This window comes from Arthrobacter sp. Y3221160, from assembly GCF_059092585.1.
This window is the reverse complement of record NZ_JBNHHU010000001.1, coordinates 1,920,783-1,935,346: the sequence shown is the minus strand read 5'-3', so window position 1 is coordinate 1,935,346 and position 14,564 is coordinate 1,920,783. Positions and strand designations below refer to the sequence as shown.

Annotated in this window: 14 protein-coding genes; 11 read left to right on the top strand and 3 right to left on the bottom strand. The window is 66.0% G+C overall.

Features of this window, described 5'->3' with window-relative positions; translation table 11 throughout:
- Positions 1-151 precede the first annotated feature (151 nt).
- The 3 genes from AC5RWG_RS08965 to AC5RWG_RS08955 are packed head-to-tail and all read left to right on the top strand — an operon-like array spanning position 152 to position 2,620.
- Entirely contained in the window at positions 152-997 is an 846-nt protein-coding gene (locus AC5RWG_RS08965; protein WP_494000912.1) for an ABC transporter permease, read from the top strand.
- The gene (locus AC5RWG_RS08960) at positions 994-1,767 is read left to right on the top strand and encodes an ABC transporter permease (protein WP_494000911.1); all 774 of its coding nucleotides are present in this window, start codon (positions 994-996) and stop codon (positions 1,765-1,767) included. The genes AC5RWG_RS08965 and AC5RWG_RS08960 overlap by 4 nt, the downstream gene beginning before the upstream one ends.
- Positions 1,757-2,620, top strand: coding sequence for an ABC transporter ATP-binding protein (locus tag AC5RWG_RS08955; protein ID WP_494000910.1), 864 nt, complete (start codon positions 1,757-1,759; stop codon positions 2,618-2,620). The genes AC5RWG_RS08960 and AC5RWG_RS08955 overlap by 11 nt, the downstream gene beginning before the upstream one ends.
- A 239-nt stretch (positions 2,621-2,859) precedes the next feature.
- Here AC5RWG_RS08955 and AC5RWG_RS08950 read toward each other — a convergent pair whose 3' ends face one another.
- On the bottom strand, positions 2,860-3,333 hold the full coding sequence (locus tag AC5RWG_RS08950) for a MarR family winged helix-turn-helix transcriptional regulator (RefSeq protein WP_494000909.1): 474 nt from the start codon (positions 3,331-3,333) through the stop codon (positions 2,860-2,862).
- A gap of 124 nt (positions 3,334-3,457) precedes the next feature.
- Here AC5RWG_RS08950 and AC5RWG_RS08945 point away from each other — a divergent pair, with 124 nt between their 5' ends.
- The 7 genes from AC5RWG_RS08945 (at position 3,458) to AC5RWG_RS08915 (ending at position 11,205) form a co-directional block, all read left to right on the top strand.
- Positions 3,458-4,390, top strand: a complete 933-nt coding sequence (locus AC5RWG_RS08945) for an SDR family NAD(P)-dependent oxidoreductase (RefSeq protein WP_494166795.1) — start codon at positions 3,458-3,460, stop codon at positions 4,388-4,390.
- A 2-nt stretch (positions 4,391-4,392) separates the two neighbouring features.
- On the top strand, positions 4,393-5,295 hold the full coding sequence (locus tag AC5RWG_RS08940; protein ID WP_494166794.1) for an amidohydrolase family protein: 903 nt from the start codon (positions 4,393-4,395) through the stop codon (positions 5,293-5,295).
- Positions 5,292-6,503 carry an acyl-CoA dehydrogenase family protein gene (locus AC5RWG_RS08935; protein ID WP_494013695.1) on the top strand — a complete coding sequence of 404 codons (1,212 nt, stop codon included), beginning with the start codon at positions 5,292-5,294 and terminating at the stop codon, positions 6,501-6,503. The genes AC5RWG_RS08940 and AC5RWG_RS08935 overlap by 4 nt, the downstream gene beginning before the upstream one ends.
- A gap of 28 nt (positions 6,504-6,531) precedes the next feature.
- On the top strand, positions 6,532-6,987 hold the full coding sequence (locus AC5RWG_RS08930) for a MaoC family dehydratase (RefSeq protein ID WP_494065139.1): 456 nt from the start codon (positions 6,532-6,534) through the stop codon (positions 6,985-6,987).
- A 155-nt stretch (positions 6,988-7,142) separates the two neighbouring features.
- Positions 7,143-8,138: an ABC transporter substrate-binding protein gene (locus tag AC5RWG_RS08925; protein ID WP_494000904.1), complete on the top strand. Its 996-nt coding sequence runs from the start codon at positions 7,143-7,145 to the stop codon at positions 8,136-8,138.
- 148 nt (positions 8,139-8,286) lie between these two features.
- Positions 8,287-9,291, top strand: a complete 1,005-nt coding sequence (locus AC5RWG_RS08920; protein WP_494076502.1) for an ABC transporter substrate-binding protein — start codon at positions 8,287-8,289, stop codon at positions 9,289-9,291.
- Positions 9,292-9,651: 360 nt separating this feature from the next.
- The gene (locus AC5RWG_RS08915) at positions 9,652-11,205 is read left to right on the top strand and encodes an acyl-CoA synthetase (RefSeq protein WP_494076501.1); all 1,554 of its coding nucleotides are present in this window, start codon (positions 9,652-9,654) and stop codon (positions 11,203-11,205) included.
- Positions 11,206-11,292: 87 nt separating this feature from the next.
- On the opposite strand, the gene AC5RWG_RS08910 is transcribed toward AC5RWG_RS08915, so the two are convergent.
- Together AC5RWG_RS08910 and AC5RWG_RS08905 are read right to left on the bottom strand one after the other, a co-directional pair.
- Positions 11,293-11,925, bottom strand: a complete 633-nt coding sequence (locus AC5RWG_RS08910) for a PadR family transcriptional regulator (RefSeq protein WP_494076500.1) — start codon at positions 11,923-11,925, stop codon at positions 11,293-11,295.
- 134 nt (positions 11,926-12,059) lie between these two features.
- Positions 12,060-13,367: an MFS transporter gene (locus AC5RWG_RS08905; protein WP_494166793.1), complete on the bottom strand. Its 1,308-nt coding sequence runs from the start codon at positions 13,365-13,367 to the stop codon at positions 12,060-12,062.
- A 161-nt stretch (positions 13,368-13,528) separates the two neighbouring features.
- Here AC5RWG_RS08905 and AC5RWG_RS08900 point away from each other — a divergent pair, with 161 nt between their 5' ends.
- Entirely contained in the window at positions 13,529-14,395 is an 867-nt protein-coding gene (locus AC5RWG_RS08900) for a methylenetetrahydrofolate reductase (protein ID WP_494166792.1), read from the top strand.
- Positions 14,396-14,564: the final 169 nt, after the last annotated feature.

The window sequence follows — 14,564 nt, the reverse complement described above, 5'->3', positions numbered from 1 at the left end:
ACGTCACCAAGTGGCGTCGACCACACTTGAGCTAGTGAACGCATGTTCGGCTAGCGAACAGGGCGGTCTGTATCCCCGTTCTCCTCGGGGCAGAAGGAGTGGAAATGAAATGTGCGCTGTATAGGGCGCCGCACCTCGTCGGGATGCTCCCGTGAGCGCGCCCGCGGTGACAACTGACAGCAAGGGTCCGGCGGCCAGCCGGTCACGCCGGCGCCCGTCGAAGAAGCGTCCCACCAAGCAGTTGCTGGGCCTCGCCGGGATCCTTGCATTCCTGCTGGTGTGGGAACTGGTGCCGCGGGTGGGGATTGTTGAGGCCCGCTTCCTGCCTCCTGCCTCCGAGGTGCTCGCCGTGCTGTTCAACGATTTCGGCCTGGCGGCGTTCTGGCTCGCGGTGGGCGAGACCATGCTCGCGTGGTTCCTTGGCCTGCTGATGGCGGTGCTGCTGGCCGTGGTACTTGGCTTCATCATCGGTTCGTCAAACTTCCTGCGGAAGTTCACCAACTCCACGGTGGAGTTTTTGCGCCCCATCCCGTCGGTCGCGTTGATTCCGCTGGCGGTGCTGCTGTTCGGCGTGAAGATCGAGTCCTCGCTGATGCTGATTGTCTACGCATCGTTTTGGCAGGTCTTCATCCAGGTGCTGTACGGGGTGGCCGACGTGGACAACGTGGCGATGCAAACGGCGAAGTCCTACGGCCTGGGCCGATTCGCCCGGGTCCGCCACGTGGTGTTCCCTACCGCCCTGCCGTACCTGATGACCGGGGTGCGCCTGGCCGCAGCGGTGGCGCTGATCCTCGCCATCACGGCCGAACTGGTGATCGGTTCCCCGGGCCTGGGCCGGGAAATCGCGCTGGCGCAGTCCGGCGGCGCGATCGCGGGCATGTATGCGTTGGTGCTGGCCACGGGGCTGATCGGCGTGCTGGTCAACCTGGTGATGCGCTTCATTGAGCGTAAGACCCTGTCGTGGCATGAATCGATCCGTTCCGAGGTAATCGCGTGAAAGTCCTGAAAAGCATTGCCTACGCGCTGGCGCTGCCGGTCATCCTCGTGCTGATCTGGTGGGCCTCGACGCTGGGCGCGACAAACTTCTTCGTGCCCACGCCGGCACTGCTCGTCGACGCGTTCGCCGAGACCTGGTTCGGAGAACGGCTTTTGTCCGACGTGCTGCCCTCGATCGGGCGGCTGATCATCGGGGTGGCCGCGGCGATCATCCTGGGCATCGTCGCCGGCCTGCTGATCGGCTCGATCAAGTGGCTGCGCGACTTCACCGAGCCGGTGCTGGAGTTCTTCCGCGCCATCCCGCCGCCGGTGCTGATTCCGGTACTGATGCTGCTGATGGGCATCACCGACACGATGAAGATTGTGGTCATCATCTCCGGCTGCATCTGGCCGGTGTTGCTGAACACCATCGAAGGCGTCCGCGCCATTGACTCGGTGCTTTCGGACTCGGCGCACACCTACGGCATCGGCGGCATGGCCCGCGTGCGTCACCTCGTGCTGCCCTCTGCGGGCCCGCAGATCATGGCCGGCGTTCGCCAGTGCCTGTCCATCGGCCTGATCCTGATGGTCATCTCCGAGATGTTCGCCTCGTCCTCGGGGCTGGGCTTTACCATCGTGCAGTTCCAGCGTTCCTTTGCGATCCCCGAAATGTGGTCCGGCATCGTGGTGCTGGGCCTGATCGGTGTTGCCATGTCATTCATCTTCCAATGGACCGAGCGCAAGATCCTGCGCTGGTACCACGGCCTGCGAGAGGTAGAAAATGCAGCCTGAAACCACCCCGGTTCCGACCGGCAAAACCCTGCCCGAAGGCCAGGCCATGCTCTCGGTGCGCGGCGTCAAGAAGGTCTACCACACCGACGGCGGCGACATTGAGGCGGTGCGCAACCTTACCTTCGACCTGCGGGCGGGGGAGCTGGCCTGCCTTGTCGGCCCGTCCGGGTCCGGCAAGACCACCTTGCTCAAGTGCATCTCCGGCCTGCTGGCCCCAACCGAGGGTGAGGTGCTGCTGGACGGCGCCCGGGTGACCGGCCCGCCCAAGAAGATGGCCGTGGTGTTCCAGGAGTACGGCCGCTCACTGTTCCCCTGGATGCGGGTGCGCGAGAACGTGGAACTGCCGCTGAAGAACGCCGGCATGGGCAAGGCCGAGCGCGACAAGCTCGTGGACGACGCCCTCGAGGCCGTGGGCCTGGACCACGTGCCGCAGTCCTACCCGTGGCAGCTCTCCGGCGGCATGCAGCAGCGCGTGGCCATCGCCCGGGCAGTGGCTTACCAGCCTGAGGTGCTGCTCATGGACGAGCCGTTCGCCGCGGTCGACGCCCAGACCCGGGCCGACCTGGAGGACCTGATCCGCACGGTCTGGAAGAAACTGGGCGTCACCGTCCTGTTCGTCACCCACGACATCGACGAATCGGTCTACCTGGGCCAGCGCGTGATTATCCTGTCCTCCTCGCCGACCGTGATCCAGGAAGACCTCGAGATCGACCTGCCCGACGAGCGCGACCAGCTAAACACCCGGGCACTGCCGCGGTTCACCGAACTGCGCCACCACGTCTACGAACAGATCCAGCTTGCCAAGCAGGGCCACCGCCCCGCCGCCGCCACCCAGGCCGGCAGCGCCGGCTAGCAGAAGGCAGTGGGGCGCCGGCCGCATCCTGGGCAAGGGGTGCGGCCGGCTCCGATTTTTAACCAGTGCGCCGGTCCCGCCCGCCCTCCGAGATCGACTGCTCAGATAACGCCCTTCTCAGCTGAAAGGGCCTTATCTGAGTAGCCGATTGGGTGAGGTTGGGGTGGGGTTGAGGGAGGGGTTTGGGAGAGGGGAGAGCCGGCCTGCGGCGCCCGGTGCGCGGCGCCCCTCGCGGCCGGTCAGAAGGCGATGCGGCGCAGCAGGTCGCGCAGCGTTTCCCGTTCCTGTTCGTTCAGCCGGGCCAAGGACTCGTCCGACGCCTCGCGGATGATCGCTTCGGCCTGCTTGTACAGCTTCCGGCCCGATGCCGTCGCAACGATGACCTTGGAGCGGCGGTCGCGCGGGTCGGCTTCACGGGTGACGGCGCCGCGCCGCTCCAACTGGTCCACCAGGGCCACGATCTGGCTGGGGTCCAGGCTCAGGAAGTCGGCGAGTTCGCGCTGCGACGGGTTCTCCCCGCTGCACGCCAGCGACAGCACCGAGTAGGACCGCACCTTCAGGTCAAGCTCGGCCAGCATGTTGTTGGCCAGGCCGGACCCCAGCGAACGCGCCCGCGCCGTGAGGAACTCGATTTCGTTGGCCAGATCGGTGCCGTACAGCCGTTCAAGGCCGGCGGTCGCCGACGGGCGGACGGCCGTTGTTGCTGCGGACATGGTTCCTCGCTAGAAGTAGGTGCTGCCCAAAATGATTGACTTTTTCAATCATATGGGTTGTCATGGGTTCTAGACCAGCATAAACCGCAACGCACCTCCACCGTGCGGGATGAAGGAGCAGCAGATGTCTTTGGCCGGAAAAACAGCGATCGTCACCGGAAGCGGCCGGGGCCTCGGCCTGGCCTACGCGCAGGAGCTTGCCCGCCAGGGTGCCTCCGTTGTGGTCAATGACGTGGACGCGCAGGTCGCGGAGGAAGCCGTCGCCAGTATTACCGGCGCCGGCGGCCAGGCCACGGCCGTCGTGGCCCCGGTGGGGCCCACCGAAACTGCCCGCCAGCTGGTGGCCGCCGCCGTCGAGACCTTCGGCCGCCTGGACATCCTGGTGACCAATGCCGGAGTGCTGCGGGACAAGTCGCTGCTGAAGATGACCGACGAGGACTTCGACCTGGTGATCAACGTGCACCTGCGCGGCACCTTCACCTGCGTGCGCGAGGCCTACGCCTACTTTAAGGAGAACGCTGTCGCGGGACGGATCATCACGATCGGTTCGCCTACCGGCCAGCGCGGCAACTTCGGTCAGACCAATTACGCCGCGGCGAAGGCCGGCATCGTCGGGATGGTCCGGACCTGGGCGCTGGAGATGAAGAAGGCCGGCGTCACCGCCAACGCCGTGATTCCGGTGGCAGCCACCGCGATGACGAAGACCGTGCCGTTTTTCCAGAAGGCCGTGGAGGCGGACGAGCGCGGCGACGCCATGCCCGACTTCTTCCGCAAGGAGCTGGGCTTTGGAACGGCCGACGACGTTGCCGGGCTGGTTGCCTACCTCGCCTCCGATGCGGCAGCCAACGTGACCGGCCAGGCGATCGGGGTGGGCGGCGACCGGCTGCAGTTGTGGTCCCATCCGGAGCCCGTCGCCACCGAGTTCCTGGACGGCGGCTGGAACTACGAAGCGCTGAGCGAGCGCTTCCAGGACCTGTTCGGCGGCCGGCTGCAGAGCGTGGGCGAGACGTTCCCCGAGCTGCCGGCGGACCTGCAGCCCGAGTCGGCGGCGAAATAGCCATGCCTGCCACGCGTTACGAACCGGCGCTCGATGTCGCGTCGCTGGCGGCGATCGATATGCATGTTCACGTCGAGATCGACGGCCACGGACACCTCTCGCTGCCGCAGGAGCTGATGGACGCGTCGAGCGCGTACTTCAAGGCGGAGGAGCGGACGCCGTCGCTGGATGCGATCGCCGAAACGTACCGGGAACTGAAGATGGCGGCCGTAGTGTTCACCGTGGATGCCCGCACCCGCCTGAAGCACGAGCCGAACAGCATCGAGGACATCGCCGAGGGCGCCGCCCGCAACAACGACGTGCTGATCCCGTTCGGCTCCGTCGATCCGCTGACGGGTGCGGAGGCCATCGACCGGGCCAAGTCCCTGGCCGAGGACTATGGGGTGCGGGGCTTCAAGTTCCACCCGAGCCTGCAGGGCTTCAACCCGGCCCACGAACGGTTCTACCCCCTGTGGGAAGCCCTGCAGTCGCTGGGCCTGCCGGCGGTGTTCCACACCGGCCAGAACGGCATGGGGGCCGGAACCCCGGGCGGCTCCGGGATTAAACTTGCCTACTCGAACCCGCTGCTGCTGGACGAAATCGCGGCCGACTTCCCGGGGTTCCGCATCATCATGGCGCACCCCTCGGTGCCTTGGCAGGACGAGGCCAACTCGATTGCCACGCACAAGTCGAACGTGTTCATCGACCTGTCCGGCTGGTCGCCAAAGTACTTCCCGGAATCCCTGGTGAAACTCTCCAACTCCGTCCTGCAGGACAAGGTGCTGTTCGGCACCGATTACCCGCTGATCACCCCGCAGAAGTGGCTGGGCGCATTCGCGGACCTGCCGATGAAGGACGAGGTCCGGCCGAAGATCCTCAAGGACAACGCGGTGCGCCTGCTCGGGCTGGGCGGTGGGCAGGCATGAGCACGGTGGCCCAGGAGAAGGCCGGCACCGCGGCCGGACCCTTCTATCCCTCCGACCAGTACGGCTACGCCGCGCTGCTGACCGACGCCGAACGCACCGTGCTCGGCCGGCTGCGCGGCGTGCTCGAGGAGCAGGTTCAGCCGCTGCTGGCGGACTACTGGGAACAGGGTGAGTTTCCGTATCAGATTGCCCAGCCGCTGTATGACCTGAACCTGATGGCGCCGGCCGAACTGACCGACGGCGGTGCGAAGCCCTCCGGACTCTACGAGGGCTTCCGCAACTTCGAGCTCGCCCGAACAGACGCCTCCGTCGCCACCTTCTACAACGCCCAGTCAGGACTGTTCCGCACGGCCGTGACTCTGGGCGGCAGCGCCGGGCAGGCTGCCGAGCTGGACCCGAAGATCCGCAGCTTCGAGTTGAAGGGCGTCTTTGCGCTGACCGAACCGGAACACGGATCGGACATTGCCGGCGGGCTTGAGACCAGCGCCCGCCGCGAGGGAGGCGAATGGGTGATCGACGGCGCCAAGCGCTGGATCGGCGGGGCCGCCGCTGCCGACGTGCTCGCCGTCTTCGCCCGCGACCAGGCGGACGGACAGGTCAAGTGCTTCCTCGTCCCGACCGATGCCCCCGGGGTCGGCATCGCCAAGATCATGCGAAAGACCTCGCTGCGCATGATGCAGAACGCCGACATCGCGCTGGCCGGTGTCCGCGTACCGGACTCCGCGCGGCTGCAGAACGTCAACTCGTTCGCGGACGTGGCCTCGCTGCTGCGCAACATGCGCTCCGACGTCGCCTGGATCGCCGCGGGCGTCCAGGCCGGCGCCTACGAGGCCGCGCTGCGCTACGTCAAGGAGCGGCGGCAGTTCGGCAAGCCGCTGGCCGGATTCCAGCTGGTTCAGGAGAAGCTGGCCACCATGCTCGGCAACCTCACGGCCTCGCTCGGCATGGCGGTGCGGCTGACCCAGCAGCAGGAGGACGGCATCTACAAGGACGAGAACTCGGCGTTGGCCAAGATGTTCTGCAGCGCCCGCATGCGCGAGACCGTTGCCCTGGCCCGGGAAGTCGTGGGCGGCAACGGCATCACCCTGGACACCGACGTCGCGCGGTTCCATGCCGACGCCGAGGCCGTCTATTCCTATGAAGGCACCCACGAGATCAACGCCCTGATAGTCGGCCGGGCAATCACCGGCACGGGCGCATTCCGCTAAGACCATCCATCTTTCCAAGGAGCCATCTATGAGCAACACCGTCGTCAGCCTCGAAGAACTGCCCAACCTGGTCGGCAAGGACCTGGGCTACACCGACTACCGTGAAATCACGCAGGACCAGGTCAACACCTTTGCCGATGCCACCGATGACCACCAGTGGATCCACACCGACCCGGAAAAGGCCAAGGAAGGACCGTTCGGCGCGCCGATCGCCCACGGCTTCCTGACCCTGTCGCTGGTCATCCCGCTGTGGAGCGAACTGTTCGACGTGGAAGGCGTCACGACCAAGGTCAACTACGGCCTGGACCGCGTGCGGTTCACCAGCCCGGTGAAGGTCGGCTCCAAGGTGCGCCTGCATTCGGTGATTTCCGAGGTCACCGAGGTGAAGGGCGGGGTCCAGATCAAGACCAACAACACCATCGAGATCGAAGGCGAGGAGCGCCCCGCGGTCATCGCGGAGTTCTTGGCCCGCTTTTACGCCTGACGCCGGCGCCCTCCTTGTCCTGCCGGCTGCACAAATCCAACCTAACTGTTGATTTATTCAACTATTGTATCTACATTGTAATTAGGTGTGGCGTCGATCACAGTCAGTCTCCCGACGGCGGGGGCGGCGGCGCCTAGGACCGCGAGGAGCATTTCATGAAGAAGCACTTGGCGAAGTTGTTGGCCGGTGGCGCGATTGCCGCGATGGCATTGACCGGCTGCGGCTCCGGTTCCCCCTCCGGGTCGAACGAAGCGCCGGCGGAACAGTCCGGCGCCGCCGGCTCCGGGCTCACCAAGCTCACCGTAGGCGTGCTGCCGATCGCCCCGTCGGGAGCCATGCAGTACGGCATCGATGAGGGCATCTTCGAGAAGCACGGCCTGGAACTGGAGTTGCAGGCCGGGCAGGGCGGCGCTGCCATGCTGCCCGCCGTTTCCACCGGCACCCTGAACTTCGCTGTCGGCAATCCGCTGTCGGTGATGACGGCGGTGGACAAGGGCCTGGATATGAATATCGTCACGGGCTACAGCAACTCCAAGGCCGAGGGCGAGGATATCAACGCCGTGATCGTCAAGGCTGATTCCGGGATCGAGGACTTCGCCGATCTGGAGGGCAAGACCACCGCGGTCAACACACTCAAGACCCAGGGCGACCTCACCATCATGGAATCGGCGGCGATCGACGGGGGCGACCCGTCCAAGCTGAAGTTCAGCGAAATGCCGTTCCCGGACATGGAAGCCCAGCTGGAGCGCGGAAACGTTGATGCCATTTGGGTGCCTGAACCCTTCCAGTCGAAGGCGTTGGCCAACAAGGACTACAAGCTGCTGGGCTACCCGAACCAGAAGGCCTTGCCGGGCCTGCCCACCATGGTGACCTTCACCAGCGGCAGCTACGCCGACCAGAACGCGGAGATCGTGGCCGACTTCAAGGCAGCCGTTTCGGAAACCCTGACGGCCGCGGAAGCGGATCCGGCTGGCGTCCGTGCCGTCCTGCCGGACTTCATGGGCATGCCCGAAGAAGTGGCGAAGGGCTTGAAGATGGAAACGTTCGACGCCGAGCTCCCGGTGGATGTTCTCAGCGACATGGGCGAGCTGATGGTCAAGTACGGGTACGTGGACAAGGCTCCGGACGTGCCGGCCATGGCCGTCCAGTAGCCTTCGTTCTTGGCTTCAGGTGGCGGGGCGGTTCCCGGGATGCGGGAGCCGCTCTGCGGCCTGTTGCAGGGGTTCCCGTCGTTGACGGCCTCCACTATGTCCGTAGATACTGTGACCTAAGGCACACTCTTGCTGCATGGGGCGGTGAGTGGGAGAGGGACCCGTGAAGAGAATTGGAACGGCGGTTGCGCTGGCGGCAGTGCTGGCGGTAACAGGGTGCGGTGGGGGCAGCCCGTCCGGTGGTGGTGATGCGGCCCCGACCGGTGGCACCGAAGCCGCCGGCGGAATGACTCCCATCAAGGTTGGGGTCATCCCGATCGTCGACGTGGCTCCGATCTATCTGGGTGATCAGGAGGGATTCTTCGAAGAAGAGGGGCTCGATCTCGAACTCGTTCCGGCGCAGGGCGGCGCGGCCATCATTCCGGCCATCACGAGCGGTCAGATGGATTTCGGCTTCAGCAATGTCACGTCGCTGGTGATTGCCCGCTCCAAGGGGCTGAACATGCAGATGGTGGCCAACGGCGCTTCAACCACCGGCAACCAGGATGAGGATTTCGCGGCCGTGATGGTCAAGCCGGACAGCGGGATCAAGGAGATTGCGGACCTGACCGGCAAGCGCATCGGCGTGAATACCCTGAACAACATCAGCGACTCGACGATCCGTGAGGCGGTGGAGCAGGCCGGCGCGGACTCGTCGGACCTGAATTTCGTCGAGATGCCCTTCCCGGACATGCCCGCGGCGCTGGCCAACGGCAATGTGGACGCGATCGCCGCCGTCGAGCCGTTCGTGACCATCGTCGAAGGCGATGGTGCGGTGCCCGTGTTCTCCAACTATGCCTATCCGGTGGAAAACCTCACGGTGGCGACCTACTTCACCTCGGACGACATTGCCGAGGAGAAACCGGACGTCACCCAGGCCTTTGTTCGGGCGATGAAAAAGTCGTTGGCGTTCGCCGACGAGAATCCGGACCGGGTGCGCGAGATCCTGCCCGAGTACACGCAGCTTGACCCCGCGGTCATCGAAAAGCTGACCCTGCCGAAATTCCCGCAGGAGGTCAATGCCGAGTCCATCCAGGAGATCGCCGACATCTCCCTGAAGAACGGCCTGATCGAGGAGATCCCTGATATGGAGGCGCTCCTGCCGCGGCAATAGGCGTCCACCGGCCTGCGTTGGCCGACGTGTTGCTGAGGGTCTGGCGGTGCGGCTAGGGGCGGGCCGTCGGCGGAAACGCCTCTCCGCGCTCGCGGAGAGGCGTTTTCCTGTTCCCGGGCGGGTCGAACGGCTGCCTTCTGTGGCGGGGCACCGCCGGTTGTGGTGCGGCGAAGGCCGATGGTACACCCGCATCTTCAACTATTGACTTTCTCAACTAAATGGCCCTAGGTTGGAGATGTCCAGTGTGATCTGGTTCACCGCTGAGCCGTGAGTCCGGCCCCCGCCCGCGGGCTTGAGGGTCGGGGCCGCTCGAGGGGCTGTCCAGACCCGCTCGCCGGGTACGTCGGAAGGTATGTCACCATGCACAATCAAGGTCTTGGGGCCTGGATCCACAAGCGCCGCATGAAGTCCGCCGCGAAAACCGCCGTCATCAGCAGCGCGGGTGAACTGAGCTACGGGGAGTTAGCCGGGCGGGTGGACCGCCTGGCTAACGCCCTGGCGGACCGCGGCGTCGGCCGCGGTGACCGGGTGGCCTACCTGGGGGAGAACCACCCGGCGTTCCTGGAAACCTTCTTTGCGTGCGGGACCCTGGGCGCCATCTTCGTCCCGCTGAATACCCGGCTGGCCCCGCCCGAGGTCCAGTTCGCCCTGCAGGACTCCGGCAGCCGCATCCTGGTCCACGCCCGCAGCCTGCAGGCGCTGGCTGACCGCGGCAGTGCGCTGCTGGGGCTAAACCGGCGGATCGTGGTGGAAGATACCCCGGCGGGAACCGTTGCCGAGGCAGCCGAGCCGGGCACCGTCGTCGAACTTTTGGAGGAAGTCATTGCCTCCGGCGGCACAGAACGCCGCGATGAGGCAGTGACGCTGGATGACCCGGCCATGATCCTCTACACATCCGGCACCACGGGCCGGCCCAAGGGGGCGCTGCTCACGCACGGCAACATGACCTGGAACAGCATCAATGTGCTCGTGGACTTCGACATGGCCAGCACCGACGTGGCCCTGATGATCGCCCCGATGTTCCACGTGGCATCCCTGGGCATGGGCGTGCTGCCGGCCCTGCTCAAGGGGGCCACCGTGGTGCTGGAGCCCAAGTTCGATCCGGGGCGTACCCTGATGCTGATCGAGAAGTACAAGGCCACCAGCATCAGCGGCGTGCCGACCACCTACCAGCTGCTGTGCGAGCACCCGGACTGGGACAAGACGGACATCAGCTCCCTGAACAAGCTGACCTGCGGCGGATCGGCCGTGCCCATGCGGGTGCTGGAGGCCTACGAGGCCCGCGGGCTGTCCTTCACCAACGGCTACGGGATGACCGAAACGGCCCCCGGAGCCACCACGCTGGCGGCGGAGAAGTCCCGCCCGAAGGCCGGATCCGCCGGGCTCCCGCACTTCTTCACGGACATCCGGATCGCCGAGCCGCTGGGCGAGGTCCTGCCCCCGCGGGAGGTCGGCGAAATCCAGATTGCGGGTCCCAACGTCATCCGCGAGTACTGGAACCGGCCCGATGCCACGGCCGAGAGCTATGCCGACGGCGTATGGTTCAAGTCCGGCGACATGGGCTACGTGGACGACGAAGGCTTCCTCTTTATCTCCGACCGGCTCAAGGACATGATCATCTCCGGCGGCGAGAACATCTACCCGGCCGAGGTGGAGCAGGTCATTTTGGAGCTGGAGGCCGTCAGCAGCGCCGCGGTCATCGGCGTCCCGGACGAGAAATGGGGGGAGGTGCCGCGCGCGGTGGTCACGCTCCGCGAGGGCTTCTCCGTGTCCGCCGAGGAGATCCAGCAGCACCTGGACGGGCGGTTGGCCCGCTACAAGATCCCCAAGTCCGTGGTGTTCGTGGAGGACCTGCCGCGGACGGCCAGCGGAAAGATCCGCAAGGCGGACCTGCGGAAGGAATACTCGAACTAGACGGGGCTGCCCCCGGGCGCCCGGGATGCTTGCGGGGGCCCGCCTGCGCCGGCCGACTGCGGGCGCCTAACTGCCTGCGGGCCCGGGCTACTTGCGGGCGCCGGCCGGCTGCGGCGAATGCGGCTGCTGGACGCCCGGCTGGTCGGAAAGCCGGTCGATGAGCGCGAGGCCGCGGCGGGCCCAGGTAATCTCCTGTTCCGCGCGGGCCACGAGCCCTTCATAGGTGAAGCGCTTGAAGGCCTTGACCCGCGTCCGTTCGCTCGCCGGGGTGCCGGCCAACCGGCGATTGAGCATCTCGCTGCTGTCGTCGTCGATCTCGCGGATCCGCTGCTCCCACTGCTGCCGGAGCGCGGTGTGGTGCTCAATGTGCGCGCGCATCTGTTCGCGCGCAGCGTCCGGTTCGGCCCACTCCAGGTAGGCCGCCTTCAGGTGGGCTGGATCCCGCACGCGGGTGTAGTCGAGCGTGGTGTTCATCCACTCCCGGAAGGCCTGCAGCCCGGCGGCGGTGATGTGGTAGCGGCGCTTCCTCCCGCGCTGGCCCCAGATGACCTCCTCCCCGTCGAGCAGCCCTTCCTGCTCCATCCGCCGCAGCTCGGGATAGATCTGGGAGTCGGGCGCGTGCCACACATTCCCGACGGACGACTCGAATTCCTTATAGAGGTCGTAACCGGTCATGGGTTCGACGCTGAGCAGCGCCAGCAAGGCGTAGCGGAGACTCACTGATTCAACTTCCTTTTCAGTGTTGTGTTGCCAATCACTATATCCATCGGTAGTCGGATGGCCACGCGAAAATCGATGTTGATCGTGGATCGTGATCCCGAAGCCGTCGTTTACGGGATGCCGGGCCGGCCGCGCTAAGTGCGCGCCGGCCCAACCGGTTCCAAAGTCCGGTCCAGCGGGTGCTCAAGCTCGTCCTTCAGCATTCCGCCGAAAATAAGCGCCAGCACAGCCAGGAGCGGCAGGGCGAGGCCGATCAGCAGGAAAATCAGCCAGACAGGCACGACTTCGCCCAACGGCCCGGCGAGCGCCATGGAGACCGGCATCAACGCCAGCGAGACGAAGAAGTCCAGGCTGGAGATCCGGCCGAGCAGGTGCGGCGGCACCCGGCGCTGCAGCAGCGTGCCCCAGATGACCTGGCCCGCGCTGCCGGTCGCGCCGACCACGAACAGTGCCGCGGCCATCCACCAAAAGCTGCCGGTGAAGCCGATGACGGCGATCGGCAGGGCGCCGGCGCCCCAGAACAGCAGCATCATGGTCAGGTAGCGCCGGGGCAGCCGCAGCGAGGCAGTCACCATCGCCCCGGTGGCGCCGCCGATGCCGAAGATGCCAAGCAGGAAGCCAAACGTGCGCGATTCCCCGCCCAGTTGGTCTGCAACCGCAAACGGCAGCAGTACCTCAATGGGGCCAATGAAGATGAGCACGCTCACGACGGCCCACAGCAGCGTCCAGAGCAGCCAGGGAGTCTTCAGCGTGTAGGCCACGCCCTCGCGCAGATCCGCCAGCACGGAGCCGCGCTTGCCCGGGGGCTCGTCTGCAGCGGCGACCGACGCCGTCGTCCCTGCATCCGGAGCCAGTTCCTGTCCGAGGAAGTTCAGGATGATCAACGCGGACAGATGGCACAGCGTGATCCACCCGATGGCCGCCCCGGGGGAGAAGGAGGCGACGATCATGCCCGCTGCCGCCGGTCCGGCGGCCTGCTGCAGCAACGGCCGCATGGTCCCCTCCATGCCGTTGGCCGCCAGCAGGTCTTCGGCCGGCAGAATCCTCGGCAGGATGGCCGAGTAGGCGGGAAAAAAGAACGCGGCACCGACTCCCAGCAGGAAGGCGGCTGCGGCCAGGTGCCACAGTTGCAGCAGCCCGGTCATGGCCAGCAGGGCCACCGCGCCGATGGCCACCAGGTTGGCCGCCTCCACGCTGATAATCAGGCGGCGGCGCGGAAGACGGTCCGCCGCGATGCCGCCGAGCAGCACGAACGCCAACAAGCCGACGCTGGCGCAGGTGGCGACGAGCGAGAGCTGAATGGGTCCGCCGCCCAGGGCGACGACCTGATACACCATGGCCACGGCCCACATGCCGGCGCCGAAGACCGAGATGGCCAGGGCCGAAATGAGGATGCGGTAGTTGCGATGGGCGAAGGGCCGCAGCGCGCGGGGCGTGGACATGGTTGTTCCTGGGATTAGAAGGAAAGGCTCACATAGTATCCACCCAGTGATTGAGAAATGCAAACCACTTATCACCCCCTATGTTGGTAGTGGCTTTCCGGCTAGACTCGCTGCAGGTCGGTCAAGGGTGACCGGCACCACACGAGGAAGGAATTCCGACTATGGCCGACCCCAAGCACGCGCCGTCCCAGGCGGCCCGGACATTGCTCGACGACTTCTCGCTCGAGATGACCGGCAAGGATGTTCCCGCGCTGGAAGATGCCGCCGGCACGATTCCGGCGGGAACGCGGATCAACGTCACCTTCCTGGGGAACGAGGACCTGCCGACGCGGGTTGCGGCGGCGGCCGCCGTCAAACGGCACGGCTTCTTGCCGGTACCCCATGTCTCTGCCCGGCGGTTGGCGTCGCGGGCCGAATTGGAAGACTTCCTGCAGGCGTTGTCCGCCGATGCGGCACCGGAGGACGTCTTCGTGGTCGGCGGCGACCCGGTTGAGCCGATGGGGCCTTATCCGGACTCGCTCGAGGTCATCCGCAGCGGGCTCCTGCCCCGGTACGGAATCCGCCGCGTGGGCATCAGCGGCTACCCGGAGGGGCATCCGGACATTTCCGGCGAGGTGTTGTGGAAGGCGCTGGAAGACAAGCATGCCGAACTGCAGCGGCAAGACCTTGAAGCGGTCATCATCACGCAGTTCGGCTTCGACACGGATCCCGTCTTCGACTGGCTGGCCGAGGCCCGCCGCCGCGGGATCCACGCGCCGGTGCGCATCGGCATCCCCGGGCCGGCCGGGGTCAAGAGGCTGCTGAACTATGCCAAGCGGTTCGGAGTGGCCTCGTCCGCCGGGATCGTGCACAAGTACGGCTTTTCCCTGACCAACCTGCTGGGGACCGCCGGGCCGGACAAGTTCCTGGAGGAATTCGCCGGCCGTTATGACCCATCGGTGCACGGCACGGTGAAGCTTCACTTCTACACGTTCGGAGGAATGAAGGCCACGGCCGACTGGGTCAAAGACTTCCGCGCCGGACGGTAGCGCTGCGCGAACGGAAGCTCATCGGGGACGGTGACTCCGCGCCGCGGCGATGCCCATCGGCTTCCGGGGGCTGCGCTGTCCACGTTCAGAGGGAATTTTCCATCTTTTGGCGCGCCATGGCGCCCTGACAAGGGGCGATGCTTGAGCAGGTTTTAATACCTGGACAGCG